The following is a 25,689-nucleotide window of genomic DNA, read 5'->3' on the forward strand; positions in this document are numbered from 1 at the left end:
ACGTGATCGCCACCTTCGACCCCGTCGCCGAGCTGGCCGAGGTCGTCGAAGAGTTCGAGTCCGCCGGCACGGCGCGCCGCCGGCGTTGAGAGTCCGCCGGGTCAGCGGCGACGAGCGGCTGACGACCTCGTTCCCGCTCCAGTCGTACGCGTTCGACCGGTCGCCGACCGACCAGGACGTCTCGAAGCACTACCGCGACTTCCTGCCGTACCACTCGGGTAACCACACGCTGGTCGCGGAGGAGAACGGCGCGACGGTCGCCGCGGTGTCCGGCATCCCGATGCAGCAGAACGTACGCGGCCTGGTGTTGCCGATGGCCGGCGTCGCGGGTGTGGCGACCCATCCGCTGGCCCGCCGTCGCGGCTTCGTCCGCACCCTGCTCAACCAGCTCCTCGAGGAGATGCGGGACGACGGCAACCCGGTCTCGGTGCTCTACCCGTTCCGCCCGTCGTTCTACGCGCGGTTCGGGTACGTGACGCTGCCGCAGCACCGCTCCGCCACGTTCTCCCCCGAGGGCCTGGGCGGCCTGCTCCGCGCCGACCTGCCGGGCGAGCTGCGCTGGCGGCGGATCGCCGAGGGCTACGCCGACCACCGGGCGCTGACGATGCGGCTGCTCGGCGAGCGGCACGGCTTCGCGACGTTCCCCGACTTCCGCGCGGTGTCGCTGCGGGACGACCGCAAGTGGGTCGTCACCGCGCACGTCGACGGCGCGGTCGCGGGCGCCCTGAGCTACCGGATCGACGACCACCTCGGTGAGCTGCAGGCCGACACGCTGCTGCACACGGGGCCGGCCGGCCGGCTCCTGCTGCTGAGCTTCCTGGCCCGGCACGCCGACCAGGTCGACCGGGTCAAGCTCGGGCTGCTGCCGGGTGACACGCCGGAGCTGTGGGCCGACGACATCCGCGTGGAGACCAAGGCCGATGTACGCACCCTCGGCACCAACGCGCCGATGGCCCGGGTGCTCTCGGTCGAGGGCATCGAGGGCATCGAGGCCGGCCCGGCGGCGATCACCGTCGACGTGGTCGACGACGCGCTGCTGGCCGGCCGCTGGCACCTCGACGGCACCGGCGGCACGCTGCTGGTCGACGCGACCGACGCCCCGCCCGCGGCGTCGCTGACCGCGGCGGGCCTGTCCGCCCTGGTCTACGGGGTGCTCGACCCGACCGAGGTGGCCCTGCGCGGGCTCGGCACGATCCCGCTCGAGGCCGCCGAGGCGCTCCGGGACCTGTTCCCGGCCCGGCCGCCGTTCGTCTGCGCGGAGTTCTAGACGGTTTCGGCGTCGCCGGCCTTGGCCTCGCGGTGCTCGCGCATGATGTCGCGCATCTCGCCCTCGTCGAGGGTGCCCTTGTCGTGGTCGGCCTCGACGAGCTCGTAGAGCAGCGTCTGCACCTTCTCGACGCGCGGGATGTCCTGCAGCACCTGCTGGCCGCGCTCGCCCGCCGACTCGATGACCAGCGTGCCGGTGCCGAGCAGGCGCTCGAGGAAGTGCTGGTTCATCGAGTGGTCGTTGACGCGGCTCAGCGGGATGTCCCGCCGGTCGCGGTTGAAGATCCCGACCTGCACGAGGATGCGCTGGTCGGTGAAGACGTAGTGGGTCGTCTGCCGGACCAGCACGGGCCGCAGCAGCAACCAGACCAGCACGACCAGCGCCGCGGCACCGATGATCAGCTTGCCGAGACCGCTCGGCACGAAGACCAGCGCGACCACGGCCGCGGCGATCACCACGACGGCGAGCAGGATGGGGCGGGCGAGCGTCTTCCAGTGCGGATGCAGGTGGAGGACCACCCGTTCCTCACTGGTCAGCACGTCGTCGGGGAAAGCCACGGGGAGAACCTACTGCCTCGCCCGCGCAGGGCGTACCCCCGGATGTTGTCGGGTCTCAGCGCACGTGCAGCACGTCACCGGCCGCGACGGTCCGGTCGCCTTCCCGGGTACGCACGACCAGGCGGCCGCTTTCGTCGACGCCCGTCGCGGCGCCGGTGAAGTGCTCGCCGCCCGGCAGCAGCACGCGCACGTCGCGGCCCACGGTGGCGCACCGGCTCAGGTAGGCGCCGCGCAGCCCGCTGGCCGCCGCGTCGCCGCCGGCTTCGCGCCACCGCTCGTACCAGGTGGCCAGCCCACGCAGCGTCGCCCGCAGCAGCGGATCACGGTCGGTCACCTCGGCGCCGGCCAGCCGCAGCGAGGTCGCCGGCAGCCCGGTCGGGCTCGCGGGCAGCTCGTCCTCGCGGAGCGTCACGTTGAGGCCGATGCCGAGCACCACGGCGGGCCCGCCGGGACCACCGTCGGGCACGCCCTCGGCGAGGATGCCGGCGCACTTGGCGCCGCCGATCAGCAGGTCGTTGGGCCACTTGAGCTCGGGCAGCACGCCGTCGGGCAGCTCGGCGAGCCGGTTCACGGCCTCGGCCAGCGCGACGCCGGCGAGCAGGGGCAGCCAGGCGTACGCCTTCGCCGGCAGCGCCGGCCAGCCCCGCTCCTCGTCGGGCATGCCGGGCCGGAGCAGCACGCTGACCGCGATGCCGGCGCGGGCGGGCGACATCCAGACGCGCCCCAGCCGGCCGCGGCCGGCGGTCTGCCGCTCGGCGACCTCGACGAGCCCTTCTTGCTCCCCAGCCCGCGCGGCCTCGACCACGTCGGCGTTGGTCGAGGGTGTCTCGGCCCGCAGATCGATCCGGGTCCAGAGCTGCCCGGGCCCGGTCAGGGCCCGCTCGAGCGCACGAGCGTTGAGGGGCGGGCGATCAAGATCGGTATAGGGGGAGCCGGGCACCCGCCAAGCCTACGACCAGCGGTTGCCACTCCCCGCCGCGCGGCGGCCGCCGTAGACCTGGCCACCCGCGACCGGCGCGGTGTGCGCGGCCTGCCGGTCGGGCACGGTGACGACCCGCAGCCGGGCCCGAGCCGGCTCGGCCCGCGCGGCCTGCGGTCCCTGTGGCTGAGCGGCCTGCGGCGGTGCGGCGTGGCTCCCCTCCGGGCGGCGCTCCGCGGGCGGCGCGGTCCCCGGCGGGCGACCAAACCGCGAGCGTCCAGGTGCCGACGCAGCAGCGTCCGCTACCGGGCCGCGCGCCCCGCCCGGCGCCGCACCTGATGAGCGAGCGAACCGCGACCGCGCGGACGACGACGCAGCCGCCGCCTCCGCCGCCGGGCCGGAGTCCACCGCCCGCACGGCAACCGGCGGGCGGGCAACCCGCGACCGCCCAGGCGACGACGCATCCGCGCCCACGACCGAGCCGCGATCCGAGCCCGACGCCCCACCCGCCGAGCGGGCGAACCGCGACCGCGCGGACGACGACGCAGCCGCGTCCGCCGCTTGGCCGGAGTCCACCGCCGGCACGGCAACCGGCGGGCGGGCAACCCGCGAGCGCCCGGGTGACGACGTATCCGCGTCCGCGCCCGGGCCGCTCCCACCGCCCGAGGAGCGGGCGAACCGCGACCGCGCCGACGACGGCGCAGCCGCGCCCACGGCCGGGCCGCGATCCGCACCCGCCGGCCGAGCGAACCGCGACCGCGCCGACGACGACGCGGCCGCACCACGGTCCGCCGCCGACGCCACGCCATGCTCCGCGGCGGGCACCGCGCGCAGGCGCGAACGCGCCGATGACGGTGCGACGGCCGGGCCGTCCTCCACCCGCGGCGGCGCCATCCGCCGCGCGGCGATCTGCGCGCCCGCGGGTGGCTGCGCGGGAAGGGCCGCGGACGGATCGTGGTCCGCGGGGGTGCGGCGTCCGTACACGGCTGTCGAGCGGGCCCGGCCGTTCTGGTGCGGCTGGCGGGGCGACCCCGGCCGGTCGCCCGCCACCCGCCCGCCCCCGGAATGGCTGAGCTTCTCCGGGGCCACAGACGGCGCGGGGCCGTCGGCCAGTGGCCAGAGGAGGCGGTTCATCGTGAGGAGGATGCCGACGCCTCCGATGAGGAACAGCAGTCCGACGACCATCATCACGAGAGCTATAACGAATGGGGCATTAACCGCGAAACGCTAGCGACGCGTCGAGACCAACCGCACAAGGCCCCGCGCCTGAACCGTCGTTACGATCGGGCCGTGACAGATCAACGCAGCGCCGACGTCGACATCCGCACCACCGCCGGGCGGCTTGCCGACCTCGCGGCCCGGAGCGACGACGCGACCCACGCGGGATCGGCGCGCGCGGTCGAGAAACAGCACGCGCGCGGCAAGAAGACCGCCCGCGAGCGGATCGAGATGCTGCTCGACGAGGGCAGCTTCGTGGAGCTCGACGAGCTGGCCCGGCACCGCTCCGTCGCCTTCGGACTCGAGAAGACCCGCCCGTACGGCGACGGCGTGATCACCGGCTACGGCACCGTCGACGGTCGCCAGGTCTGCGTCTTCGCGCAGGACTTCACGGTGTTCGGCGGCTCCCTCGGCGAGGTCTTCGGCGAGAAGATCGTCAAGGTCATGGACCTCGCGATGAAGACCGGCTGTCCCGTCATCGGCATCAACGACTCCGGCGGCGCCCGGATCCAGGAGGGCGTGGTCTCGCTCGGCCTCTACGGCGAGATCTTCTTCCGCAACGTCCGCGCCTCCGGCGTCGTACCCCAGATCTCGCTCGTCATGGGTCCGTGCGCGGGCGGCGCGGTCTACTCGCCCGCGGTCACCGACTTCACCGTGATGGTCGACCAGACCTCGCACATGTTCATCACCGGCCCCGACGTGATCAAGACGGTCACCGGCGAGGACGTCGGCATGGAGGAGCTGGGCGGCGCCCGCACGCACAACACCCGCAGCGGCAACGCCCACTACCTGGCCAGCGACGAGGACGACGCGATCGACTACGTCAAGGCGCTGCTGTCCTACCTGCCCTCGAACAATCTCGACGAGCCGCCGGTCCTCCCCGCGCCGGCCAGCCTCGAGATCACCGACACCGACCACGAGCTCGACACGCTCGTGCCCGACTCGGCCAACCAGCCGTACGACATCCACACGGTCATCGAGCACGTCCTCGACGAGGGCGAGTTCCTCGAGGTGATGCCGCTCTACGCGCAGAACATCGTGGTCGGCTACGGCCGGGTCGAGGGCCGGCCGGTCGGCGTGGTGGCCAACCAGCCCATGCACTTCGCGGGCACGCTCGACATCGCGGCGTCCGAGAAGGCGGCCCGGTTCGTGCGCACCTGCGACGCGTTCAACATCCCGGTGCTGACCTTTGTGGACGTTCCCGGTTTCCTGCCCGGCACCGGCCAGGAGTGGGACGGCATCATCCGCCGCGGCGCCAAGCTCATCTACGCGTACGCCGAGGCCACGGTCCCGAAGGTCACGGTCATCACCCGCAAGGCGTACGGCGGTGCGTACGACGTGATGGGTTCGAAGCACCTCGGCGCCGATCTCAACTTCGCCTGGCCGACCGCGCAGATCGCGGTGATGGGCGCGCAGGGCGCGGTGAACATCCTGTACCGCGGCGAGCTCGCGGAGGCCGAGGACCCGGTCGCGCTGCGCGCCGCGAAGATCCAGGAGTACGAGGACACCCTCGCCAACCCGTACATCGCGGCCGAGCGTGGTTACGTCGACGCGGTCATCCCGCCGCACGAGACGCGTACGCAGATCGTCCGCGCGCTGCGGGCCCTGCGCACCAAGCGCGAGACGCTGCCGCCGAAGAAGCACGGCAACATCCCGCTCTGAGCCGTTAGGAACGGTCCGTTCCAATCGGATTCCGATTGGAACGGACCGTTCCTAACGCGCGCGCCGCGCGCGTCAGTGCGCGCCGTACCGCGACAGCGGCTCGACCAGCGAACGCTCCTCATAGGACAGATGCGAGAGCAGCGTGTCGGTGAGCAGGTCGACCTCGTCGCGCAGGCCCTTCAGGTCGCCCTTGCCACCCACCAGCGCGACCAGCGCCCGGTCCACCGCCTCGATCACCTCGTGGATGACCTTGTGCTCCTCCTCGAGCCGCAGCGTCACCGGGGCCAGCCGGGCGTCGGCGCGGCGCAGGTTCGGCAGCATCGAGGCGTCCTCGATGGTGTGGTGCGTGGTGACCAGCCGGCAGTACGACTCGCAGTAGGTGCCGAGCGTCCAGTTGTTCTGGCGCAGCGTCATCTCGTTGATCGCCGAGCGCGCCTCGCCGATGCCGAGCATCCCGGCTTCGACCTGGTCGACCAGGTCGCGCACCTGGGCCAGCTCCTGGCGCAGGTGGTCGTGGATGTCGACGAGCTGCTGTCCGCGGGCCAGCTCGTGCCGCGTGTACGCGTGCTCCTCGTCGATCCGCGGCGCGATCGGGCGGGCGCTCTCGTCCCAGACCGTCCGGGCGGAGAGCCGCTTGCCGTCGTCCGGGGTCGGTGTCACCCCGAAGCCGGGGATCCCGCCGGCGACGGTGATCGACTCCCGGTTCGCTCCCGCCCGCCCGCCCGGCTCGCCGGCGCCGGTCGAGCCGGCTGCCCCGGTCTGCTCCCCCGCCCCGGTCGGCCCCGTGGCTCCGGTCGGCCCTGTGGTTCCAGTCGGCCCCGTGGTTCCAGTCGATTCCGTAGCTCCGGTCGGTTCTGTCGCTCCGGTCGATTCCGTCGCTCCGGTCGGCTTAGGGCGCGCCCGCTCCGCGGCCACCAACTCCCGCACCGCCGGCGCCACCTCGACCCCGAACCGCTGGATCGACGTCGGGTCGTCTCCGGCCAGGATGAACGTGCTCAGGCCGTGCACCAGCGCCAACTCCGCGAGCTGCTCCGCCCACTCGTCGGCGGTCCCACTGACGACACCACCCGCTCCGCGCCCGAACCCGCCGCCGAAGTTGGCCAGCCGCCGGATGTCGGCCGGCGACCGGCCCGCCTTCACGGCAGCGTCGTCGATCAGCTTGTTCATCTCCGGCAGCTGCTCGGTCTGCACGTAGCCGAGCGTCGGCAGCCACCCGTCCGCGAGCCGGCCGATCAGGCGGAGCATCCGCGGCTTGTAGGCGCCGACCCAGATGTCGATGTCGTGCGCGGGCTCGGGACCGACCTTCGCACCGCGTACCTGGTAGTGCTTGCCGTCCACGCGTACCGAACGCCCGGTCTGGCCCCAGATCCCCCGGATCACCGCGATGCCCTCCTCGAGCGCTTCGACCGACTCGGCCGGGGTGCGGTGCGGGCCGCCGTTGGCGACGATCGCGTCCCAGAACGCGCCGGCGCCCAGGCCCAGCTCGACCCGCCCGCCGCTGAGCAGGTCGAGGCTGGCGGCCGAGCGGGCGAGCACGGCCGGCGGGCGCAGCGGCAGGTTGGCCACGTTGGGCGAGACCCGGATCCGCTCGGTCCGACCGATGATCATCGAGAGCAGGGTCCAGGTGTCGAGGAACCCCGCCTGGTACGGGTGGTCCTGCGCCGTGACGAGGTCGAGGCCGGCCTGCTCGCTGAGCTGGGCGAGCGCGACGACCCGCTCCGGCGCGTCGGCGCGCGGGGTGATGAACGTCCCGAACAAGAGATCGTGCCCGTAGTCGGTCACTGGGGGTACTCCTCGATCAGACACGGTTGACGCGTCAACCATAACGCAACTGGATGATGCGTCAACCAATGGCTATCGTCACAGCATGGCCACCAACGGCACGCGCCCGCTGACTCCCCGGGAGGAGCGGGCCTGGGACGGCTACCGCCGCATGCAGGGGCTGCTCTCCAGCCAGCTCAACCGGCAGCTCATGGCCGACACCGGGCTCTCGGACGCCGACTTCGCGATCCTCTCCGCGCTGCTCGGCGCCCCCAGGCACCGGCTGCGCGGGCTGGCGCTGCGCTGTGAGGTGCAGTGGGAGAAGAGCCGCCTCTCCCACCACCTCGGCCGGATGCAGACCCGCGGGCTGGTGGTCCGCGAGGAGTGCGTCGAGGACTCGCGCGGTGCCGTGTTCCAGCTCACCCCGGAGGGCAAGGCCGCGGTCGAGGCGGCCACCGGCGACCGGGTCGCGGCCGTCCGGACGTACCTCCTCGATCTGTTGACGCCCGAGCAACTCGACGCGCTCACCGAGATCAGTGGCGCGGTGCTGGCCCGGCTGGCCGAGGACGACGCGCACCTGCGCGCGGCCGCGGAGCTCGCGCGGGCGGTCTAACAGGGCGGCGTCGCCGCGGTGCAGAGCCAGGCGGCGGCCCGGGTGGCCAGCTTGCGGGTGCTGTCCGGCGGATCGCCGTTCACCTGCTCGACGGTGGCGACCAGGTCACCGACGCGGAGCACGACGACGGTCGAGACACCGAGGTCGGTGTCCATCCGGCCGGCGTACGCGGTCATCCGGTGCTCGAACAGCAACGAGTCGTCGCCGGCGAAGCCCCGGTCGAGCAGCGACCAGGTGTGCGCCGTCTCCACCTTCATCTGCTTGACCACGGCGCCGCCGGCCTCGTCGTTGGTGGCTGACAGCGTCCCGGACGAGACGTACTTCCCGCACACCTCGGCGCCCCGGACGGCCTCGGTCATCAACTCGCGCGCCCCGCCGTCGGGCAGCCGCAACACCGTCTGGTGCAGCACCGCCATCGCGGTCTCGGGCTGTCCCGGGACCTTCGGCGGATATCCCACGGTCTGCTGGCGGCGGAACTGGTACGCGCCCTGGTAGGTGCGCACCTTCGGGTACGCGGGGCACGGCTCGAGGGCGAACACCAGCCCGTCGACCGGCCGGTCCTGGTCGACCTCGACGCGGGAGACGACCAGGCCCGCGCCGACGTCCTCGGGGCCGAGGAGCGCCTCGGGCGGTATCCAGGCCGGGTCGCCGGGACCGACCGTGGTCGCGACGGGCTCCGGCAGCGACGGTTGGGCGGCGAACTCCGGCTGGGTCGCCGGTGGCTGATCGAAGGGGCGCGTCGCGGCCACCCAGACACCCGTGAACAGCACGAGTACGGACAGCGAGGCGGCCAGAACGCTCCGACGCGTACGGCGACGGGCCGACCGGCGGATCTCCTCGGCCGCCGGCCACCGCACCTGGCCCAGGTCGGCGGCGATCCGGGCGGCCAGGTCGCTGTCGTCAGGCATCGGCCACCTCCCCCAACTCGACGGAGAGCAGCCCGGCCAGCGCGACCCGGCCGCGGGCGAGGCGGGCCTTGACCGTGCCCTCGGGCGCGCCGGTCTCCCGCGCCACCTCGGCGACCGGCATGCCCATCAGGTAGTAGAGCGCGATCGCGGTGCGCTGCTCCTCGGGCAGGCGGCGCAGCGCGGCGACCACCTCGACGGTGTCGGTCGTCGGCGGCGGCACCGACTCGACGGCTCCGTGCCGCAGGTAGGCGCGGGCCCGGCTGCGCAGGCTGCGCCAGCGGCTCACCGCGATCCGGGCGGCCACCACCCGCATCCACGCCTCGGGGTCGTCGTAGTCACGCACCGTCGACCAGCGCTGCCAGGCCCGGATGTAGGCCTCCTGGACGGCGTCCTGCGCCTCCGACAGGTCGCCGGTCAGCACGTAGACGAAGCCGAGCAGCCGCTGCCGGCTGGCCCGGTAGAACTCGTCGAAGTCGGTGCTGTCCACGAAGAGCTACACGCGTGGGTTGCGCGATCGGTTGCCTCAGGTGGTGATTCCCGCAGCCGACAGGATCGGGTCACCGAGCAGATACGCACCGACGACCAGGGCGAGCAGGGCGACGGCGCCGAACAGCGTGACCCAGAGCAGCGCCGGCACGTGGGTGACCCGGGCAAGCTGGTCGGCGTCGGAGTCCGGCAGACGGCCGCGGCTGCGCAGCGTCTGCAACTCGCCGACCGGGCGGACGCCGCCGATCAACAGGAACCAGACCGCGAGGTACGCGAAGATGGCCTGCACCTGCGGTGAGCCGAACCAGGACACCGCGAACACCACCGCACCCGTCAGGACGACCGAGAAGACGCCGTACGGGTTGCGGATCAGCACCAGCATCGCCAGCAGCAGCACGACGGTGACCCAGAGCAGCAGCGTGATGTGGTTTCCGCCGAGCAGCACCGCGCCCCCGAGGCCGAGCAGTGACGGAGCCACGTACCCGCTGAACAGGGTGACCGCCATCCCCGGCCCGGTCGGCCGCCCCGCGGAGAGCGTCAGGCCCGACGTGTCGGAGTGCAACCGGACGCCGCGCAGCCGGCGGCCGGTGAGCAGCGCCGCCAAGGCGTGACCGCCCTCGTGCGCGATCGTGATCGCGTTGCGCGCCACCCGCCACGGGCCGCGCACCGCGACCACCACGAGCGCCAGCACGGCGGTCACCACGACCAGCCAGGAAGGTGGGTCGGGCTGGGCGCCGAACAGGCGATCCCAGATGTCGGTGACCTCGTCGAGCCGCATGGCCCGCGACAGTACTACGCGTCGCGCGCGACCGGCACTTTGTGCGCCCTACGGAACCGCGACCTGCAGCCGAAGGCGACGCCACCGGTGGCTACGCAGAGAAGGGCGATCAGCGCGGTGAGTCCCGCGTTGACCACGACGAGCATGAGGTCGCCGAGGGCGACCAGCGCCCAGAGCAGATAGCTCGGGAGAGTCCCGTGTCGCCGGTGAACCATGTCGTCACCTCCTTCCGGTGCGCGGGTGTCATTACCCACCGGAAGGCTTTTCAGTCCCGCCGTGCTGGCTTGAACCCCTCGATGATGACGTCGAGCATCGGCCGGCTGGCCTGCCACTGGCTGTCGGGCGTGCTCCAGTAGATCGAGTACGCCTTGTTCCGCGCGGTGACGAAGCCGCGGTTGAGCACGTGCAGGCGGGTCCCGCTGTTGCTGGTGTAGGTGAACTCCCAGTCTGCGGCGGCTTTCCAGTAGTCGACGGTCTCGATCTGGATCCGGCGGTAGTTGGCGTAGCCGCTGCGCCGGTACTGCTCGTTGGTCTCCCAGTCCTTCTTGGGATCGGGCTTCGGGTTGTTGGTCTGGTCGATCAGCAGGAAGCGGTTGCCGTTGGGCTCGGACCACCGGGCGCGGCCGCCGGAGTCGCGGCTGAACGTCCAACCCTCGGGCACGGGCACCTGGAAGCCGCTGCCGTCGTCGCGCATCCGCCAGCCCGCGGGCAGGGTGAACGCGGGCGGGCCGGCCGGGGAGGGCGGGGCTGTCGGCGGGGCCGTTGCCGGCTGGGTGGCGGCGGGCGTGGTCGCGGCCGGGGTGCTCTGGCTGGTGCCGGTGCTGGTGCCGGTCGTGGGATCGGTGCCGGCGCCGCGGTTGGTGGGCTGGTCGTCGTCGTTGCGGAGCATGAGCAGGACGACGGTCATCATGAGTACGACGGCCGCCAGCGCCGCCGCCAGGATGGCCAGGGAGGGGTTCCGCTGGTTGCGTTTGGCGGGCTGCGGGTCCGGGCGTCGGTCTGTCCGCTGTGGAACGTCGGTGGGCGGCGGCGGCGGTGGGACCGCGGCGCGCCCGGCCGGTGAGGTAGGTCGGGCGGCCGGGGAGGTCGGGCGGGCGGCCGGCGAGACCGGGCGGGTCGCCGGGGAGGTCGGGCGGGTCGCCGGGGAGACCGGGCGGGCGGTCGGGCCTGCCGGGGAGCCGGGCACGACGGGGGGCTGGGTGGCGGGCGGCGCCGAGGTCGGGGCCGCTGCGACGCCGGCTGCGGCCGCGGACGTCGGCGCGGCCGGGCTGGTGGGCGCGGCCGGGCTGGTGGGCGCGGCCGGGCTCGTGGGGGCGGCGGCAGGGGAGATCGGCCAGACGCCGGCGCCGGGTGGGTCGTGCGGGGTGCGCGGGCGCGGGGTGCGGGGTGCGGCCGGCGCGGGGCTCTGGGCGGCGGCTGGGCTCTCGGGTGCGGCCGGGCTCTGGGGTGCGGCCGGGCTCCGGGGTGCGGGCGCGGCCGGGGAGGCGGGGGCCGCGGGGAGCGGCGGGAAGCCCTGGCGGTCGCGGAACGCGGTGGGCCGGCGTACACCGTCGAGGAGCGGGCGTCGCTGCACGGTCTTGCGGCCGGACGCGCGGCGCAGCAGCCGGTCGGCCTCGTCCGGATCGATCCGGTCAGCGGGATCCTTGCGGAGCAGTCCATTGAGGACGGGCCGGAGCGCCCCGGCCCGGCGCGCGGGCGCCGGCGGCTCGGTGGCCAGCGCGGCGAGGGTGGCGAGGGCCGACGGCCGGGCGAACGGCGACTGGCCCTCGACCGCGGCGTAGAGCGTCGCCCCCAGGGACCACATGTCGGTGCGCGGCCCGGAGGTGCCGTCGCGGGCGCGCTCGGGCGCGATGTAGGCGGGCGAGCCGAGGACGAGGCCGGTGCGGGTGACGGTGGGGTCGCCCGGAATCGTGGCCAGGCCCCAGTCGGTGAGCACGACCCGACCGTCCTCGGCGAGCAGGACGTTGGCGGGCTTGATGTCGCGGTGCACGACGCCGGCCCGGTGCGCGGTGCGCAGGGCGGCGAGCATGGCGAGCCCGATCTCCGCGACGCGTACCGGTGGGAGGGGTCCGTCGTTGGCGATCACGTCCTGGAGCGACCGGGACGCGACGTACTCCATGACGATCCACGGATCACCGTCGGTACGCAGGACGTCGAAGATGCGGACGACGTTGAGATGGTTGAGGCGGGCGATCGCCCGCGCCTCGCGCAGAGAGCGTTCCCGCATCTCCCGACGCTCGTCGTCGGTCAGTCCCGGCGGCGGGACAAGTTCCTTGATCGCGACCTCGCGGTGCAGAACCTCGTCGAGGGCACGCCAAACCCGGCCCATGCCACCTTGCCCGAGCGGCTCGACGAGTCGATACCGGTCGGCGACGAGCGGCGGCTGAGTCATCGACATCACCCAAAACCGTACCTGTGCCCGCCGAACGCCACACGGGCGGCAGTTGCTCATGTGACGTAGACCGACCGTACGCTGGCGGTATGTCGGACGTACCCCTGTTCAGGGTCACCCGCGGAGCCCCCACGGCCGAGGAACTGGCTGCGCTGGTGGGGGCCCTGGCCACCCGTCGCCCCGCTCCCCCGACGGCTGTGCCGGATACGTCGCTTTGGTTGCGATCCGCCAGACCCGGCCCGCTGCTGCGCGGCCCCGGCGCCTGGCGCGCATCAGGCTTGCCGCGCTGAAGTCGTCGCACATTCAGGGCTGCGCTTGATGGTGCTGTCGGTCTAGCCTCACGGTCAGCAACCACTTGGTGACCACTCGGGGAGGTGTCTCTGGTGGCGCTGTCCAACGAGGACCTCCCACCGACGTGGCTCCGCGACTACGCGGCGATAGAGGCCGACATCCAACGCCTGGAAGACTTCGCCACCCAACTGGACGCCGAGGTCCGCGACAACTTCGCTCCCCACGTCGCGCCCATCTTCGACGACATCCTGACCGAGTTGCCCGGAGCATATTCGGATTTTCCGGAGTTGTTGGGTTTCCTCCAGAGCCATGCGGCATCGGCGCAGGACACGGCTTATACGGTCTACTACTACCAGGACGTGACAGGCGGCTTCGCCGTCGCGGCCGGCGAGGTGAGCCGCAACTACCGCGACGCGGACGCCTTCTCGGCCGCGCGGGTAGCGGACGTCAAGACGGCGCTCGGCAAGACGGCAGCCGGGAGCACCGATGCGTGACGCACCGACCGAAGGCCCACCGCCGACGGCCACGGACTGGGCACGCCACGACGCACCATCGATGTGGCGAATGCTCGCACCCCAGGAAACCGAGGCCCACTGGCGCCACGCGGCAGGCTTGCGCAAGTTGACGGAGCTAACTGCCATCCACATGGCACGCCTGCAGGTCTACCGCGACCAGTTGGCGGAGGCCTGGCCCCCGGAGAAAAGCCCGGCTGCAAGAACATTCATCGCGCGCCTGGACTACCTGATCGGCCACGTCCGCCAGACACACGAGGTAGCGGCCACGAACTACACGGCCCTAACGACAGCGACAACCACACTGGACACGGCCCGCACCCAGGTAGCCGCGATCCACAACGAGTACTCGGAAAAACTGCAGGCCAGGAAAACCTACGACGCATTGATAGCGCAGACGAAGGCCTCCCAGTTGCCAGGCACAGTAATCGGTCCACCCCCCGCCACCGACACGGATCTAGAGCGCCTAAACGCCAAGGCCCGCTCGGTCATGTCAAGTCTCAGCAGCACCCTCGTGCTGGCAGAACGGCAGCTCAGCAGCCCGACGCCGTTTGGCATGCAACGCCGCGAAGGCGGCCCAACGATTCAACCGCCACCAGCGGTTCCGCGTGTTACGTCCCTTGAGCCGGCTCGTCGCCCACCCAACCAAACCACGTTCACGCAGACACCCCAATTAGGAACAGTACCCGCGCTCGCTCCTGATGTTGCCGACCAGAACCCTCAGCGGCCTTTGGCTCCGAAGGACCTAGCAACTCGCTCGGTATCGGCTGCCGCAAGCGGTCGCGCTGCGGGGGAAAGAACGACCTCGACGCAACCCCGCGGGCTCCAGCCCGTGGGCCCGGCCACCGCCTACCGTGGCACAACTATTCCGCACGTGGCGCCGACCGGGGGCGTCATCGCGCCCTCGGGATCCAAAAGCCCGACCGCGCATCGACGGCCTGAAGTGTCCAGCGCCGTCATCGCGCCGCGGTCCGAAACACCATATGTCGCTGCCCCTATCGGTGGTCCAGGAAGGGCCCGCGACGACGGCAAGTCCGCCATCCAGCAACGTCTCGCAGAGGATCAGTGGGAGGTCCGACAAGGAGTACCGTCTGTCGTCTTGCCACCTGCGGTCAACGTCCGAATCGACCCCGGCCCGGCGATCGGACTCGACCGGTGAGAACGCTGCGAAAGCTAGCAGCGGTTCCTACCTCAATCATCGTGGCAATCCTTCCCCTTGGTGTTGACAACATCCGGGACGAGCAATGGCACCTGCGGTTCCTGAACATCGATCAGGCCCATGAGCTGACGAAGGGGGAGGGCGTCACCGTCGCAGTTGTGGATACCGGCGTCGACGCCCATCCTGACTTGGCCGGCAGTGTCCTTCCTGGAGCTGTGCTGGACCCCGCCGGGAGCGGCGACGGGAACACGGATTTGAGCGGTCACGGCACGGCTATGGCTGGCTTGATCGCGGGTCACGGCAGGGGAAGTAAGGGCGTGCTGGGCATCGCGCCGGCCGCCCAGATCCTTCCTGTCGTCGACACTGTTTCGGGCAGGTCGACAAATCCGGACCTCACCGCTGACGCGATCAATGCAGCCATCGATCGCGGCGCGACGGTTGTGAACATATCCGCCAGTGGCGGGCCAACCGAGAGACTGCAGCGTGCGATCGAGAGAGCACGGCGAGAAGACGTGGTCGTCGTCGCCGCAGCGGGCAACGCCCCGTCGCCGATCATCGGGTTCCCTGCGAACTATCCGGGCGTGGTGGCGGTCGGAGCATCCGATCGAAGCGGCTCTGTCGCGGGCATATCGACCCGGGGTCCTGGCTTGGTTCTCGTCGCGCCCGGGGTTGACATAATGACGACCCGATTAAACTCTGGCTACGGCGTCGGGACTGGAACGTCGGACTCAACTGCGATTGTCTCCGGTGCAGTCGCCTTGATTCGAAGCCGGTTTCCTAGCCTTGAGGCCGCCGAGGTGATACGCCGGCTTACAGCCACTGCAACAGACAAAGGCCCACCTGGCCGCGACGACGTGTATGGCTATGGAGTGCTGAACGTTGTCGCCGCGCTGTCTACAGATGTACCGCCAGCATCTGCGGCTCCAACTTCGCCGCCGCCGATTACCGCCGAAGCTATCCCGCCCTCCGATGGTGGGTTGTGGGTTGGGGTTGTGGCTTTGGTTGGGGTTGCGGTCGTTATCGGGCTCGTCGCTCTCCATCTGCGTGCCCGTCGGCATCGGGTGGGTAGAGGACCGGTAGCGTAGCTCTCCGTGCGTACCGCTGGATCTACAACGTTGGTGTTGGCGTCGGCGAGTCCCGCCCGGCGGGCTCTGCTCAAGGCCGCCGGGATCGATGTCGAAGTCGTGGTCAGTGGTGTCGACGAAGAAGCCGTCAAGGAGCCCTCGGCCGAGCAGCTGTGCTTGACCCTCGCGCGGATGAAGGCCACCGAAGTTGCTCGGCGGCTTGGCGTCGAAGGGCTCAGCGTCAGCCCTGGCACGCGGCTGCTTGTGCTCGGGTGTGACTCCGTGCTCGAGTTCGACGGGCAGATCTACGGCAAACCCGCCAGCGCCGATGACGCTGTGCAGCGGTGGCAGCGGATGCGGGGGCGGTCCGGGGTTCTGCACACCGGGCACTACCTGATCGATCTCGCGGGCGTCACCGTCGGGGCCGTCGGGTCGACCACCGTGCACTTCGCCGATCTCAGTGACGAGGAGATCGCCGCCTACGTCGGGACCGGGGAGCCACTGCATGTTGCCGGCGCGTTCACCATCGACGGGCTCGGTGGGCCGTTCGTCGAGCGGATCGAAGGCGATCACGGCACCGTCGTCGGGCTTTCGTTGCCGCTCCTGCGGCACCTACTCGACGATCTCGGCGTGCGGCTGACCGATCTCTGGAAAAGCTGACGCCCGCGGCTGGGACAGCGCCCGCGCCAGCCAGGTCGTCAACCCTGCCGCCGCCGCTATGAAGGCCGGCAGCACCAGGAAAGCCGTGTGCGTGCCCGACAGGTCCGCCAGCGCGCCCAGGAGGACCGGGGCCAGGCCGAAGCCGAATGCCACGGCGTACGACGTCAGGCCCGCGGCGCGGTCTGCTTGACCCGGGGCCGCCGCCAGGGCCAGTGAGATCACCAGTGGGTACTGCACCGCGATGCCCAGACCCACCACGAACAGGCCGGTGACCGCCAGCCACGGGGCCGTCGCCACCCAGAACACCGTGAAGCCCACCAGCGTGAGGGCCAGCGACAGCAACAACAGGCGGACCGAGGCGATGTGCAGCGCCACCCGGCCCGCCGCGAGGCGGCCGACGAACATGCCCGCCAGCACCGCCGCGAAGCCGGCCGCCGCCGGGCCCGAGGCCATGCCCGCGTGGGTGCGCAGCACGTCGACCGACCAGAGCGAGAAGCAGACCTCGATCGACGAGGTGGCGGCGAGCAGGACGAGGGTGATCCAGTAGGCCCGGGACAGCCGGCCGCCGGCAGCCGGACCGTCGGCCGGCGTAGGACGCGCCGGGACCGACACCCGCAGCAGCGTGCCGAGCAGCAGCACGCCCAGGATGAGCAGCACCACCAGCGAGAGCGCCGGGCGCCAGCCCAGGCCCGCCGCGACGAAGGCACCCACCACCAGCGGTGCCACGACGCCCGTGAAAGCCGCCGTCGCGTTCGCCTCGCTGAGGGCCGCCGGCGCCGCCGGGCCCTGATGGTCCGAGAGCGCCGCGTTGACGCCGTTGACGATGAACGAGCCGAAGACCGAGACCAGCACCGCCGCGGTGACCGTCAACGGCAGCGGCCGCGCCACCCAGAGCATGCCGATCACCAGCACCACGCCGGCCATGCCCGTCCAGATCGTGGCGCCGCGGCCGATCCGGCGGGACAGCGGCGAGAAGACGAACCCCGCGATCAGGACGCCCGCCGCCAGGCCGGTGCCGTGCAGGCTCGCCAGCGCCGCGCTGACACCCTGCTCGTCGCGGAGCAACGGGACGACCGGGCCGAACCCGTACAGGAAGAAGCCCCAGACCCCGAGTTGCGCGTAGAGGAGCAGCGTCACTCGGTCGTGGACTAGGCGGGGCACGCCCACACCGTACGCGGCGGTGCCCGCGGCCCCGTGGCCCGCGGGCACCGCCGCCGAGGTCAGCGCACGCTGCGGGCGAACTCGCGCGCCGCCCACCAGACCGAGAGCACGGTCAGCACCGAGACGATCAGAAGCCCTTGCCAGACCCGGTCGTTGCCGATGTCGCCGGCGAACAGGGCGCGGGTGCCGTCGACCGCCCAGGAGAACGGGTTCCACTTGGCGACGTCTTCCAGCCAGCCCGGGGCGAATTGCAGGGGTAGCAGGATGCCCGAGAGCAGCAGGACCGGTTGCGCCACGGTGTTCATCAGCGGGGCCAGCGCGTCCTCGCTCTTGACCGCGAGCGCGACGCCGTAGGAGACCGCCGAGGTCATCAGGGCGATCAGCGCCAGCATGAGATAGGCCAGCAGCAGGTCGCCGATGAACACCCGCAGGTCGAAGAAGAGGGCCAGGATCGTGATGATGCCGGCCTGCGCGATCAGCGACACCACGTCGCGCAGCGACCGGCCGAGCAGCAGGGCGAACCGGCTCACCGGGGTCACCCGGGACCGCTCGATGACGCCCGCCCGTAGCTCGGCGATCAGCCCGAAGCCCTGGAACAGGCCGCCGAAGATCGCCAGCAGGACCAGCAGGCCGGGGACGAACACCCGGTAGGCCTCGGCGTCGGAGGTCACGCCGAGCGGGGACAGCGCCGGCTTGAGCAGCGGCGCGAAGAGCAGCAGGTACATCACCGGCTGGAAGACGCCGACGAAGACCCAGATCGGGTTGCGCAGCAGGAGTTGCATCTGCCGGGCGAAGATCAGCCAGCAGTCACGGAGGAACTTCATCAGGGTCACTTCTCCCGCAGCGAACGGCCGGTCTTGGTCAGGAAGACGTCGTCGAGGCTCGGCCGGTGCAGCTCGATCGACTTCAGCGTGACGCCGTTGCGCTCGAGCTCGCGCAGCACCTGCGGCATCGCCGTGGCGCCGTCCTCGACGAAGAGCCGCAGGCCCTCGCCGGTGTCGAGCTTCTCCAGCCGCGCGACGAAGGCGACCGAGTCGAGCACGGCGGCGGCATCGGCCGTCGCGCCGTTGAGCCCGACCGTGATCACGTCGTGCGAGATCGACCGCTTGAGCGAGTCGGGCGTGCCTTCCGCGACGACCTCGCCGTTGTCCATGATCGCGATGCGGTCGCAGAGCGCGTCGGCCTCTTCGAGGTAGTGCGTGGTGATGAAGACCGTCATGCCCTCGGAACGCAGCCGGCGGATCTCGTCCCACATGTGGGCCCGACTCTGCGGGTCGAGGCCGGTCGTCGGCTCGTCGAGGAACACCACCCGCGGCTCGTGGATGATGCCCAGCGCGATGTCGACCCGCCGCCGCTGCCCACCGGAGTAGGTCTTGCACTTCCGGTCAGCGTATTCGGACAGCTGGAAAGCGGACAAAGCCCGCGCGGCCCGCTCCAGCGCCGCCGACTTGCCGATCCCGTAGAGCCGCGCCTGCAGCACCAGTTCCTCGCGCGCGGTCGAGTCGTCCCACGTGCTGCCACCCTGGGCGACGTAGCCGATGCGCCGACGCACCTCACCCGGGTCGCGCAGCAGATCGGCGCCCGCGACCGTGGCCTCGCCCCCGTCGGGGACGATCAGCGTCGCGAGCATCCGCAACGTGGTGGTCTTGCCCGCGCCGTTGGGGCCGAGGAAGCCGAAGATCTCCCCCTCGTCGACGCGCAGGTCGACGCCGCGCACGGCCTCGACCGTCTTCTTCTCTCTCCCCTGGCGGGAGCGGAACGACTTCCGCAGCCCCCTGGTCTCGATGATCACGAAACACCCCCGGATCGACCGTTGTCGTCCAGGACTCTAACGCGATATAACTCGACTGGTCAACGTTGAGTATTGCTTGACCTTTCGAGATAGTCGCGAAACTCGGGCGACTCACGCAGGCTAGGCGGGTAGTACGACATTCCTGACTCGACAAGATCGACGGTCTTCTCGCACCAGGCGACCTCGGCCTCCATGCGGACGATGCTGAGCTCGAACATCCAGCCCACATAGGTCGGCTTGAGCTCACTGATCCACCGAGACGAGAGCGACCCACGCAAACCTTCGATCGACGCCCGCAGCACCGTCGCCCGGTTGCGCAGCGCGGCCGCCGCCTCCTCCCGAGGCAGGGCATCGATGAACGCGAAAGCCGCGAAGAACGGATCTGGCGGCATCGATATGTTCCACCACAGGTCCCGCAGCAGCGACTCGAACTCGGCCTCGCCTTTGGCCGTGATCTCGTACGACGTCCGCGCCGGCCGCCCACCGACCTCCTCGGTGGCGACCTCCCGCAGCATCGACTCCTCGGTGAGCTTGCGCAGGCCGTGATAGATCGATCCAGGTTGTACGTTCGCCCACCGGTCGGCACCCCAACTCAGCAGCTCACGGCGCACGTCGTAGCCGTGGACGGGCTGCATGAGGCGGACCGCGCCGAGGATCATCATCCGGGTTGCCGACACGCCACAAGCGTTGCACATCCCACAGCGACTCCCGGGCAAGTTGATCATCCTCGCCGATACACTCCCGAATATGCGAAAGGTTCTGGTTGCCAACCGAGGCGAGATCGCGGTACGGGTCATCCGCGCCTGCCGGGACGCCGGGCTGGGCAGCGTCGCCGTCTACGCCGACTCCGACCGGGACGCCCCGCACGCGGTGCTCGCCGACGAGGCGTACGCGCTGGACGGCGCCACCGCCGCGGACACCTACCTGCGCATCGAGAAGCTGATCGACGTCGCGCACAGAGCCGGCGCCGACGCCGTACACCCTGGCTATGGCTTCCTGAGTGAAAATGCCGATTTCGCGACGGCCGTGATCGACGCGGGGCTGACCTGGATCGGCCCGAGCCCGCAGGCCATCCGCGACCTCGGCGACAAGGTCACCGCCCGGCACATCGCCCAGCGCGCCGGCGCGCCGCTGGTCCCGGGCACGCCCGACCCGGTCCAGGGCCCCGACGAGGTCGTCGCGTTCGCGGAGCAGCACGGCCTCCCGGTCGCGATCAAGGCGGCGTTCGGCGGCGGCGGCCGTGGCCTCAAGGTGGCCCGGACGATCGAGGAGATCCCGGCGCTGTTCGAGAGCGCCACCCGCGAGGCGGTCGCGGCGTTCGGCCGGGGCGAGTGCTTCGTGGAGCGCTACCTGGACCAGCCGCGGCACGTCGAGGCCCAGGTGCTGGCCGACCGGCACGGCAACGTGGTCGTCGTGGGCACCCGCGACTGCTCCCTGCAGCGCCGCCACCAGAAGCTGGTCGAGGAGGCGCCCGCGCCGTTCCTGACCGACGAGCAGCGCAAGCAGATCCACGAGAGCGCCAAGGCGATCTGCCGCGAGGCCGGGTACGAGGGCGCGGGCACCGTCGAATATCTCGTCGGCGCCGACGGCACGATCTCGTTCCTGGAGGTCAACACCCGGCTGCAGGTCGAGCACCCGGTCTCCGAGGAGACGTCCGGCATCGACCTGGTCCGCGAGCAGTTCCGGATCGCGGCCGGCGAGCCGCTGCGACACACCGAGGACCCGACGCCGCGCGGCCACTCGATCGAGTTCCGGATCAACGGCGAGGACCCCGGCCGCAATTTCCTGCCCGCGCCCGGCACGGTGACGAAGCTGCGGATGCCGGCCGGTCCGGGCGTCCGGGTCGACGCGGGCATCACTGAGGGTGACGTCATCGGCGGCAACTTCGACTCGCTGCTCGCCAAGGTCATCGTGACCGGCGAGACGCGGGCCGAGGCGCTGGAGCGCTCCTGCCGGGCGCTGGACGAGATGGTGGTCGAGGGGATGGCGACGGCGCTGCCCTTCCACCGGCTGGTCGTCCGCGATCCGGCCTTCACCGACGAGCCGTTCCGCGTGCACACCCGGTGGATCGAGACGGAGTGGGCAGGCGGCGTGCCGCCCTTCGACGCGCCGGCCGCTGCCGTGGCGGCGGAGGAGGAACGCGAGACCGTCGTGGTCGAGGTGGGCGGAAAACGGCTCGAGGTGCGTCTTCCCGCCGGCTTTTCCCAGGGTACGGGCGCCAACTCGGGCGGATCTCCAAATGTGCGCTCCAGCAGGCGGGCGGGTGCCCGCAGCGGCCCCGGCGCCGCCGGCGGCGACACGTTGACCTCCCCGATGCAGGGCACGATCGTCAAGGTGGCCGTCGCTGACGGTGACGAGGTGGCCGAGGGTGACCTGATCGTCGTACTCGAGGCCATGAAGATGGAGCAGCCGATCAACGCGCACCAGGCCGGCACGGTCTCCGGGCTGGCGGCGACGGTCGGGGCCACCGTGAGTGCCGGGGCTCCCATCTGCACGATCGCTTAGTGTTCTCCGGCCGTACCCGGGAATGATGTTCGGGTGAAGTTTCTCGACGGCAACGCACCCGGGCACGATCTGACCTACAACGACGTCTTCATGACGCCGAACCGGTCGGAGCTGATGTCCCGTCTCGACGTGGACCTGGCCACCGACGACGGCAGCGGCACCACGATCCCGCTGGTGGTGGCCAACATGACCGCCGTCGCCGGCCGCCGGATGGCCGAGACGGTCTCCCGGCGCGGCGCGATGGCGGTGATCCCGCAGGACATCCCGATCGACGTGGTCGCGGACGTGGTCGGCTGGGTCAAGCAGCGGCACCTGGTGCACGACACGGCGATCACGCTCGGCCCGACCGACACCGTCGGTGACGCCATCCACCTGCTGCCCAAGCGGGCACACGGCGCGGTGGTCGTGGTCGACGCCGCGCACCGCCCGGTCGGCGTGGTCACCGAGGCGGATCTCGTCGGCGTCGACCGGTTCGCCCAGGTGCGGCACGTGATGTCGACGGAACTGCTGACCGTGCCGGCCGAGGCCGACCCGCGGCGCGGCTTCGACGCCCTCTCCGCCGGCCGCCGCCGGATCGCGCCGGTGATCGACGTGGAGGGCCGGCTGGTCGGTGTGCTGACCCGGGCCGCCGCGCTGCGGGCGACGCTCTACCGGCCGGCGCTGGACACCAAGGGCCGGCTGCGGGTCGCGGCCGCCATCGGGATCAACGGCGATTTCGCGGGCAAGGCCGAGGCGCTGCTGGAGGCCGGTGTCGACACGCTGGTGGTCGACACGGCGCACGGTCACCAGGAGCGGATGCTGACGGCGCTGCGCGCGGTGCGCGCGCTCGACCCGGCCGTGCCGCTCGTCGCCGGCAACGTGGTGACCGCGGCCGGGGTGCGGGACCTGGTCGACGCCGGGGCCGACATCATCAAGGTCGGCGTCGGGCCGGGCGCCATGTGCACGACCCGGATGATGACCGGCGTCGGGCGGCCGCAGTTCTCCGCGGTGCTCGACTGCGCGGTCGCGGCCCGTTCACTCGGACGCCATGTCTGGGCCGACGGCGGCGTGCGACACCCGCGGGACGTCGCGCTGGCGCTGGCCGCCGGCGCCTCCAACGTGATGATCGGGTCGTGGTTCGCGGGCACCTACGAGTCGCCCGGCGACCTCTACACCGACCCGGACGGCCGGCGCTACAAGGAGAGCTTCGGCATGGCCTCGGCGCGGGCGGTGAGCGCGCGGACGGCCGACGACAGCCCGTTCGACCGCGCCCGCAAGGCGGTGTTCGAGGAGGGGATCTCGTCCGCGCGGATGTACCTGGACCCGGAACGGCCCGGCGTCGAGGACCTGATCGACGAGATCGTCGCAGGGGTACGCAGCGCGTTCACCTACGCCGGCGCCGCGTCGATCCCGGAGTTCCACGAGCGGGCCGTGGTGGGTGTGCAGTCGACCGCCGGGTACGCGGAGGGAATGCCGCTGCCGACGAGCTGGTAGCGCCGGTCTCAGTCGCGGGCGAAGAGGGGGCGGATCACCTGCCGGGCCGCCTCCTCGGGGTCGTCACCCAGGACGTCGGGGAGGGCGCCGCCGAGCCAGAGCGTGGCGAACCCGTGCACGATCGACCAGGCCGACAGGCCGGCGATCCGGGCGCCGGCCCCGCGTAGCTCGCTCTCCTGGACCGAGGCGACCGCGTCGCGCAAGGCGTCCGAGGCCCGGTCCTGCGCCGAGCGCAGCTCCGGGTCGCTGCCGTTGAGCAGCTCCGGCTGGAACATCACCGCGAAGTGGGCCCGGTGCGCGACCGCGAACCGCACGTAGGCCACGCCCGCGTCGAGCACCCCGCCGCCGGCCGCGCGGGTGCGGTCGAGCTCGTCGGCGAGAAAGGTGAAGCCCTCCGCGGCGAGCGCCGTGAGCAGGCCGGCCTTGTCGCCGAAGTGGTGTGCCGGCGCGGCGTGCGAGACGCCGGCGCGCCGGGCCAGGTCGCGCAGGCTCAGCGCGGCCGGCCCGCTCTCGGTGATCGCCTCGGCCGCCGCCGCGAGCAGGGTCCGCCGGAGGTCGCCGTGGTGATAGGGCCGCGTCATGGTGCCCACTCTATCTTGCCACCGACAAGTTCGCCTGCTAACTTGACAGTGACAAGATTGGAGTGTCGCCATGGCCCCCCTCGTTTTCCTCGTTCTCGGCTTTCTCGCGGCCCGCCTGACCGGCCTCGCCGGCGTCGACGCCCTCGACGGCTGGCTGCCCGCCCTGCGCGTCGGCCTCGCGGTGATGTTCGTGGTCACCGGCCTCGCCCACTTCGCCCCGAAGATGCGCGCGGGCATGATCGCTATGGTCCCGCCGCGCCTGCCCCGCCCGGACCTGCTGGTCACGGCCACCGGCATCCTCGAGATCGCCGGCGCGATCGGCCTGCTGATCCCGGCCACGGCCGCCCTGGCCGCCGCGTGCCTGGCGCTCCTGATGATCGCCATGTTCCCGGCCAACATCTCGGCGGCCCGCCGCAGGCTGAGCCTCGGCGGCCGCCCGGTCGAGCCGATCGCCCGGCGCACAGCCCTCCAGGTCTTCTGGGTCGCCCTCGCCGTGGCGGTCGCCGTCGCCGCATGACGTCCGGCCACTCCACACCTCCGCCCGTTCGCCTCGGTGGGGCACGGGCGGCCGGGCGTCGCCCAACCGCACCGCGACGTCCGTGGCAGCTTCCGCCGTGCGCCGCGGCGCGCGAGACACGGAAAACCGGGTCCCGCCGCAGGTAGGGTGGCCGTAGGTGTGCCGGGAAGGCTGGTCGGCGCTGTGCCGCCGAACCAGAGGAGCCGCCCGTGGCCGACCGCAAGCCCGTCAGCGATCTGTTCGGCAGCGGCAGCCTGCTCGAGACGCGGCGCATCGCCGACGTCCTGCGCACCGAGACCGCCGGTGGGCTGTTGCTCGTCACGGCCGCGCTGGTGGCGGTGATCCTGGCGAACACGCCGCTGGCCGGCACCTATGACGCGATCGCGGGCGCCGAGTTCGGTCCGGCCGCCCTGCATCTGCATCTCTCGGTCGCCGAATGGACCGCGGACGGGCTGCTGGCGATCTTCTTCTTCATCGCCGGGCTGGAGCTCAAACGTGAGTTCGTCGCCGGTGACCTGCGCGACCCTCGCCGGGCCGCGCTGCCGGTTGCCGCGGCGATCGGTGGCATGGCGTTGCCAGCGGTGATCTACACCGTGGTCAACCTGGTAGCGGCCGACGGTGCCCCGCGCGGCTGGGCGATACCGTCCGCGACCGACATCGCGTTCGCGCTCGCCGTGCTCGGCCTCATCAACACCCACCTGCCGGCGGCGTTGCGGACGTTCCTGCTCACGCTCGCCGTCGTCGACGACCTGCTGGCCATCGTCATCATCGCGATCTTCTACACCACCAGCCTGCACGTCGTGCCGCTCCTGCTGGCCCTCCTCCCGCTCGCCGCCTTCGGCCTGCTCGTGCAGCGCCGCGTCCGCTCCTGGTGGCTGCTCCTGCCGCTAGCTCTCGTGACCTGGGCGTTGGTGCACGCGTCCGGTGTGCACGCCACCGTCGCCGGCGTGCTGCTCGCCTTCACCGTGCCGGTGCTCCGCCGCCGCCCCGGTCCCGGGCCCGGTCTGGCGGAACACTTCGAGCACCGCTGGCGACCGCTGTCCGCCGGCGTGGCGGTGCCGCTGTTCGCGTTCTTCGCCGCCGGCGTCTCGATCGGCGGCGGCGACGGGCTCGCCAACCCGGTGACCATCGGCGTCGTGCTGGGGCTGTTGCTGGGCAAGTCCATCGGCGTGCTGGTATCGAGCTGGCTGGTGCACCGCTTCACCCGGGCGGAGCTCGCCGCCGGCCTCTCCTGGTGGGACGTGGCCGGCGTGGCCGTGCTCGCCGGTGTGGGCTTCACCGTCTCGCTGCTCGTCAGTGAGCTGGCCTTCGGCGCCGACAGCCCACAGGACGAGAACGCGAAGCTGGGCATCCTCGTCGGTTCCGTGCTGGCCGCGGTGGTGGCGGGCGTCGTGCTGCGCGTCCGCAACCGCC

Annotated in this window: 23 protein-coding genes and 2 pseudogenes; 11 read left to right on the plus strand and 14 right to left on the minus strand. The window is 71.7% G+C overall.

The window, feature by feature from the left end; translation table 11 throughout:
• The first annotated feature begins 85 nt into the window (after nucleotides 1-85).
• Nucleotides 86-1,267 carry a GNAT family N-acetyltransferase gene (locus Asi02nite_RS16320; protein WP_203713794.1) on the plus strand — a complete coding sequence of 394 codons (1,182 nt, stop codon included), beginning with the start codon at nucleotides 86-88 and terminating at the stop codon, nucleotides 1,265-1,267.
• Here the strand turns inward: Asi02nite_RS16320 and Asi02nite_RS16325 are convergent.
• From Asi02nite_RS16325 to Asi02nite_RS16335, 3 genes are read right to left on the minus strand one after another with little or no spacing between them, the layout of a single operon-like run.
• Nucleotides 1,264-1,824: a PH domain-containing protein gene (locus Asi02nite_RS16325; protein ID WP_203713795.1), complete on the minus strand. Its 561-nt coding sequence runs from the start codon at nucleotides 1,822-1,824 to the stop codon at nucleotides 1,264-1,266. The two genes, Asi02nite_RS16320 and Asi02nite_RS16325, sit on opposite strands and share 4 nt — an antisense overlap.
• A 55-nt stretch (nucleotides 1,825-1,879) precedes the next feature.
• The gene (locus Asi02nite_RS16330; protein WP_203713796.1) at nucleotides 1,880-2,764 is read right to left on the minus strand and encodes a biotin--[acetyl-CoA-carboxylase] ligase; all 885 of its coding nucleotides are present in this window, start codon (nucleotides 2,762-2,764) and stop codon (nucleotides 1,880-1,882) included.
• Nucleotides 2,765-2,773: 9 nt separating this feature from the next.
• Complete coding sequence (locus Asi02nite_RS16335; RefSeq protein WP_203713797.1) at nucleotides 2,774-3,931, minus strand: hypothetical protein; 1,158 nt, start codon at nucleotides 3,929-3,931, stop codon at nucleotides 2,774-2,776.
• A gap of 102 nt (nucleotides 3,932-4,033) precedes the next feature.
• Between Asi02nite_RS16335 and Asi02nite_RS16340 the strand changes: the two genes are divergently transcribed.
• The gene (locus Asi02nite_RS16340) at nucleotides 4,034-5,623 is read left to right on the plus strand and encodes an acyl-CoA carboxylase subunit beta (protein WP_203713798.1); all 1,590 of its coding nucleotides are present in this window, start codon (nucleotides 4,034-4,036) and stop codon (nucleotides 5,621-5,623) included.
• 72 nt (nucleotides 5,624-5,695) lie between these two features.
• On the opposite strand, the gene Asi02nite_RS16345 is transcribed toward Asi02nite_RS16340, so the two are convergent.
• The gene (locus Asi02nite_RS16345) at nucleotides 5,696-7,405 is read right to left on the minus strand and encodes an LLM class flavin-dependent oxidoreductase (RefSeq protein ID WP_203713799.1); all 1,710 of its coding nucleotides are present in this window, start codon (nucleotides 7,403-7,405) and stop codon (nucleotides 5,696-5,698) included.
• 85 nt (nucleotides 7,406-7,490) lie between these two features.
• On the opposite strand from Asi02nite_RS16345, the gene Asi02nite_RS16350 reads away from it, so the two are divergent.
• Nucleotides 7,491-7,997, plus strand: coding sequence for a MarR family winged helix-turn-helix transcriptional regulator (locus tag Asi02nite_RS16350; protein ID WP_203713800.1), 507 nt, complete (start codon nucleotides 7,491-7,493; stop codon nucleotides 7,995-7,997).
• On the opposite strand, the gene Asi02nite_RS16355 is transcribed toward Asi02nite_RS16350, so the two are convergent.
• Genes Asi02nite_RS16355 through Asi02nite_RS16375 form a run of 5 tightly spaced genes read right to left on the minus strand, consistent with a single transcriptional unit; the run spans nucleotide 7,994 to nucleotide 12,567 of the window.
• Nucleotides 7,994-8,905, minus strand: a complete 912-nt coding sequence (locus Asi02nite_RS16355; RefSeq protein ID WP_203713801.1) for a hypothetical protein — start codon at nucleotides 8,903-8,905, stop codon at nucleotides 7,994-7,996. The two genes, Asi02nite_RS16350 and Asi02nite_RS16355, sit on opposite strands and share 4 nt — an antisense overlap.
• Nucleotides 8,898-9,392: a SigE family RNA polymerase sigma factor gene (locus Asi02nite_RS16360; protein WP_203713803.1), complete on the minus strand. Its 495-nt coding sequence runs from the start codon at nucleotides 9,390-9,392 to the stop codon at nucleotides 8,898-8,900. The genes Asi02nite_RS16355 and Asi02nite_RS16360 overlap by 8 nt, the downstream gene beginning before the upstream one ends.
• 36 nt (nucleotides 9,393-9,428) lie before the next feature.
• Nucleotides 9,429-10,169: a M50 family metallopeptidase gene (locus Asi02nite_RS16365; protein WP_203713805.1), complete on the minus strand. Its 741-nt coding sequence runs from the start codon at nucleotides 10,167-10,169 to the stop codon at nucleotides 9,429-9,431.
• Nucleotides 10,170-10,183: 14 nt separating this feature from the next.
• Nucleotides 10,184-10,384, minus strand: a complete 201-nt coding sequence (locus Asi02nite_RS16370; RefSeq protein WP_203713806.1) for a hypothetical protein — start codon at nucleotides 10,382-10,384, stop codon at nucleotides 10,184-10,186.
• 50 nt (nucleotides 10,385-10,434) lie between these two features.
• Nucleotides 10,435-12,567, minus strand: a complete 2,133-nt coding sequence (locus Asi02nite_RS16375; RefSeq protein WP_203713808.1) for a serine/threonine-protein kinase — start codon at nucleotides 12,565-12,567, stop codon at nucleotides 10,435-10,437.
• A gap of 83 nt (nucleotides 12,568-12,650) precedes the next feature.
• Between Asi02nite_RS16375 and Asi02nite_RS16380 the strand changes: the two genes are divergently transcribed.
• From Asi02nite_RS16380 to Asi02nite_RS16395, 4 genes and pseudogenes are all read left to right on the plus strand, one after another.
• The gene (locus Asi02nite_RS16380; RefSeq protein WP_203713810.1) at nucleotides 12,651-12,851 is read left to right on the plus strand and encodes an acyl-CoA carboxylase subunit epsilon; all 201 of its coding nucleotides are present in this window, start codon (nucleotides 12,651-12,653) and stop codon (nucleotides 12,849-12,851) included.
• Nucleotides 12,852-12,944: 93 nt separating this feature from the next.
• Nucleotides 12,945-13,346: a hypothetical protein gene (locus tag Asi02nite_RS16385; protein ID WP_203713812.1), complete on the plus strand. Its 402-nt coding sequence runs from the start codon at nucleotides 12,945-12,947 to the stop codon at nucleotides 13,344-13,346.
• 1,173 nt (nucleotides 13,347-14,519) lie between these two features.
• Nucleotides 14,520-15,608, plus strand: a complete 1,089-nt coding sequence (locus Asi02nite_RS16390; RefSeq protein ID WP_239126754.1) for a S8 family serine peptidase — start codon at nucleotides 14,520-14,522, stop codon at nucleotides 15,606-15,608.
• Between the two features lie 6 nt (nucleotides 15,609-15,614).
• Nucleotides 15,615-16,309: pseudogene (locus Asi02nite_RS16395) on the plus strand (nucleoside triphosphate pyrophosphatase).
• A gap of 142 nt (nucleotides 16,310-16,451) precedes the next feature.
• On the opposite strand, the pseudogene Asi02nite_RS16400 reads toward Asi02nite_RS16395, so the two are convergent.
• The 4 genes and pseudogenes from Asi02nite_RS16400 to Asi02nite_RS16415 form a co-directional block, all read right to left on the minus strand.
• Nucleotides 16,452-17,504, minus strand: a pseudogene (locus Asi02nite_RS16400) (MFS transporter); the annotation flags it as partial.
• On the minus strand, nucleotides 17,468-18,232 hold the full coding sequence (locus Asi02nite_RS16405; RefSeq protein ID WP_203713816.1) for an ABC transporter permease: 765 nt from the start codon (nucleotides 18,230-18,232) through the stop codon (nucleotides 17,468-17,470). The pseudogene Asi02nite_RS16400 and the gene Asi02nite_RS16405, both read right to left, overlap by 37 nt.
• 5 nt (nucleotides 18,233-18,237) lie before the next feature.
• On the minus strand, nucleotides 18,238-19,197 hold the full coding sequence (locus Asi02nite_RS16410) for an ATP-binding cassette domain-containing protein (protein ID WP_203713844.1): 960 nt from the start codon (nucleotides 19,195-19,197) through the stop codon (nucleotides 18,238-18,240).
• A gap of 62 nt (nucleotides 19,198-19,259) precedes the next feature.
• Nucleotides 19,260-19,877 carry a PadR family transcriptional regulator gene (locus Asi02nite_RS16415; protein WP_239126755.1) on the minus strand — a complete coding sequence of 206 codons (618 nt, stop codon included), beginning with the start codon at nucleotides 19,875-19,877 and terminating at the stop codon, nucleotides 19,260-19,262.
• A 70-nt stretch (nucleotides 19,878-19,947) separates the two neighbouring features.
• Between Asi02nite_RS16415 and Asi02nite_RS16420 the strand changes: the two genes are divergently transcribed.
• Together Asi02nite_RS16420 and Asi02nite_RS16425 are read left to right on the plus strand one after the other, a co-directional pair.
• Nucleotides 19,948-21,705, plus strand: a complete 1,758-nt coding sequence (locus Asi02nite_RS16420) for an acetyl/propionyl/methylcrotonyl-CoA carboxylase subunit alpha (protein WP_203713817.1) — start codon at nucleotides 19,948-19,950, stop codon at nucleotides 21,703-21,705.
• A gap of 33 nt (nucleotides 21,706-21,738) precedes the next feature.
• Entirely contained in the window at nucleotides 21,739-23,178 is a 1,440-nt protein-coding gene (locus tag Asi02nite_RS16425; protein ID WP_203713818.1) for a GuaB1 family IMP dehydrogenase-related protein, read from the plus strand.
• Between the two features lie 8 nt (nucleotides 23,179-23,186).
• On the opposite strand, the gene Asi02nite_RS16430 is transcribed toward Asi02nite_RS16425, so the two are convergent.
• Nucleotides 23,187-23,759 (minus strand): TetR/AcrR family transcriptional regulator, encoded by a 573-nt coding sequence (locus tag Asi02nite_RS16430; protein WP_203713819.1) that lies wholly within the window; start codon nucleotides 23,757-23,759, stop codon nucleotides 23,187-23,189.
• Between the two features lie 70 nt (nucleotides 23,760-23,829).
• On the opposite strand from Asi02nite_RS16430, the gene Asi02nite_RS16435 reads away from it, so the two are divergent.
• Nucleotides 23,830-24,276 (plus strand): DoxX family protein, encoded by a 447-nt coding sequence (locus tag Asi02nite_RS16435; RefSeq protein WP_203713821.1) that lies wholly within the window; start codon nucleotides 23,830-23,832, stop codon nucleotides 24,274-24,276.
• A 209-nt stretch (nucleotides 24,277-24,485) separates the two neighbouring features.
• The coding region (gene nhaA, locus Asi02nite_RS16440) for a Na+/H+ antiporter NhaA (protein ID WP_203713822.1) at nucleotides 24,486-25,689 on the plus strand (1,204 nt) is incomplete at its 3' end.

The organism is Asanoa siamensis (assembly GCF_016862555.1).
Classification (GTDB): Bacteria; Actinomycetota; Actinomycetes; order Mycobacteriales; family Micromonosporaceae; genus Asanoa; species Asanoa siamensis.

Excerpts from the sequence above, each read along its gene's own strand:
- Asi02nite_RS16335 (WP_203713797.1), bottom strand. The coding sequence starts at position 3,931 with ATGATGGTCGTCGGACTGCTGTTCCTCATCGGAGGCGTCGGCATCCTC.
- Asi02nite_RS16350 (WP_203713800.1), top strand. The coding sequence starts at position 7,491 with ATGGCCACCAACGGCACGCGCCCGCTGACTCCCCGGGAGGAGCGGGCC.
- Asi02nite_RS16355 (WP_203713801.1), bottom strand. The coding sequence starts at position 8,905 with ATGCCTGACGACAGCGACCTGGCCGCCCGGATCGCCGCCGACCTGGGC.
- Asi02nite_RS16365 (WP_203713805.1), bottom strand. The coding sequence starts at position 10,169 with ATGCGGCTCGACGAGGTCACCGACATCTGGGATCGCCTGTTCGGCGCC.
- Asi02nite_RS16370 (WP_203713806.1), bottom strand. The coding sequence starts at position 10,384 with ATGGTTCACCGGCGACACGGGACTCTCCCGAGCTATCTGCTCTGGGCG.
- Asi02nite_RS16375 (WP_203713808.1), bottom strand. The coding sequence starts at position 12,567 with ATGTCGATGACTCAGCCGCCGCTCGTCGCCGACCGGTATCGACTCGTC.
- Asi02nite_RS16380 (WP_203713810.1), top strand. The coding sequence starts at position 12,651 with ATGTCGGACGTACCCCTGTTCAGGGTCACCCGCGGAGCCCCCACGGCC.
- Asi02nite_RS16405 (WP_203713816.1), bottom strand. The coding sequence starts at position 18,232 with ATGAAGTTCCTCCGTGACTGCTGGCTGATCTTCGCCCGGCAGATGCAA.
- Asi02nite_RS16420 (WP_203713817.1), top strand. The coding sequence starts at position 19,948 with ATGCGAAAGGTTCTGGTTGCCAACCGAGGCGAGATCGCGGTACGGGTC.
- Asi02nite_RS16430 (WP_203713819.1), bottom strand. The coding sequence starts at position 23,759 with ATGACGCGGCCCTATCACCACGGCGACCTCCGGCGGACCCTGCTCGCG.
- Asi02nite_RS16435 (WP_203713821.1), top strand. The coding sequence starts at position 23,830 with ATGGCCCCCCTCGTTTTCCTCGTTCTCGGCTTTCTCGCGGCCCGCCTG.